The sequence below is a fragment of the Paenibacillus sp. MER TA 81-3 genome, from assembly GCF_023713585.1.
GTDB classification, from domain to species: Bacteria; Bacillota; Bacilli; order Paenibacillales; family Paenibacillaceae; genus Paenibacillus_B; species Paenibacillus_B profundus.
Genome location: NZ_JAMAWB010000045.1, coordinates 1 through 1,526 on the forward strand (window position 1 = coordinate 1; position 1,526 = coordinate 1,526).

2 tRNA genes and 3 rRNA genes are annotated in these 1,526 nt (G+C 53.1%); all 5 read left to right on the plus strand.

Features of this window, described 5'->3' with window-relative positions:
* Positions 1-533: ribosomal RNA gene (locus M3650_RS31100) — 16S ribosomal RNA — on the plus strand; the annotation flags it as partial.
* A gap of 109 nt (positions 534-642) precedes the next feature.
* Positions 643-759, plus strand: a 5S ribosomal RNA gene (gene rrf / locus M3650_RS31105).
* Positions 760-800: 41 nt separating this feature from the next.
* A tRNA-Ile gene (locus tag M3650_RS31110) sits at positions 801-877 on the plus strand.
* 21 nt (positions 878-898) lie between these two features.
* A tRNA-Ala gene (locus M3650_RS31115) sits at positions 899-974 on the plus strand.
* 96 nt (positions 975-1,070) lie between these two features.
* A 23S ribosomal RNA gene (locus M3650_RS31120) occupies positions 1,071-1,526 on the plus strand; the annotation flags it as partial.

Sequence of the window (1,526 nt, forward strand, 5' to 3'; positions counted from 1 at the left end):
TCCTAGAGATAGGGCTTTCCTTCGGGACAGAGGAGACAGGTGGTGCATGGTTGTCGTCAGCTCGTGTCGTGAGATGTTGGGTTAAGTCCCGCAACGAGCGCAACCCTTAACTTTAGTTGCCAGCATTCAGTTGGGCACTCTAGAGTGACTGCCGGTGACAAACCGGAGGAAGGTGGGGATGACGTCAAATCATCATGCCCCTTATGACCTGGGCTACACACGTACTACAATGGCTGGTACAACGGGAAGCGAAGCCGCGAGGTGAAGCCAATCCTAAAAAGCCAGTCTCAGTTCGGATTGCAGGCTGCAACTCGCCTGCATGAAGTCGGAATTGCTAGTAATCGCGGATCAGCATGCCGCGGTGAATACGTTCCCGGGTCTTGTACACACCGCCCGTCACACCACGAGAGTTTACAACACCCGAAGTCGGTGAGGTAACCGCAAGGAGCCAGCCGCCGAAGGTGGGGTAGATGATTGGGGTGAAGTCGTAACAAGGTAGCCGTATCGGAAGGTGCGGCTGGATCACCTCCTTTCTAAGGATTACGTCTCCTGCGACGGAGACATACAGGAAGCATCGCTTCCACCCACAAACGTTTTCACTCGTTTTCAGTTTTGAAAGAGGAATCTCTTTCTTTTCTTCTGTTTGGTGGCGATAGCGGAGGGGTTCCACGCGTACCCATCTCGAACACGACCGTTAAGCCCTCCAGCGCCGATGGTACTTGGACCGCAGGGTCCCGGGAGAGTAGGACGTTGCCAAGCAGAGCGCATTGCTCATGGGCAGTTCTTCTGAACTGCTCTGAGGGCCCTTAGCTCAGCTGGTTAGAGCGCACCCCTGATAAGGGTGAGGTCGGTGGTTCGAGTCCACTAGGGCCCACCATACTAACTTTATACCTCATTTGGGGCCATAGCTCAGCTGGGAGAGCGCCTGCCTTGCAAGCAGGAGGTCAGGAGTTCGATCCTCCTTGGCTCCACCATAAGAATATTGTACCTTGAAAACTGAATCGCGAAAGAAGTAAAGTGTCTTAGAATCATCCTTATGTTGATATAAAGCTCAGCAATGAGCGAAACTAGGTTAAGCTAGTAAGAGCACACGGAGGATGCCTAGGCACCAGGAGCCGACGAAGGACGTGGCGAACAACGAAATGCCTCGGGGAGCTGTAAGCAAGCATCGATCCGGGGATGTCCGAATGGGGAAACCCGGCTGTCGTAATTGGCAGTCACTCACATCTGAATACATAGGGTGTGATGAGGCATACGAGGGGAACTGAAACATCTAAGTACCCTCAGGAAGAGAAAACAATAGTGATTCCGTCAGTAGCGGCGAGCGAACGCGGAATAGCCTAAACCGAAGAGCTTGCTCTTCGGGGTTGTGGGACGTCTCATTAGGAGTCAGAAAGGTGTTTATTAGATGAAGAGGTCTGGAAAGGCCCGCCATAGAAGGTAACAGCCCTGTATTCGAAAGTAAATGCCCTCCGAGACGGATCCCGAGTACCGCGGGACACGTGAAACCCCGTGGGAATCTGGCA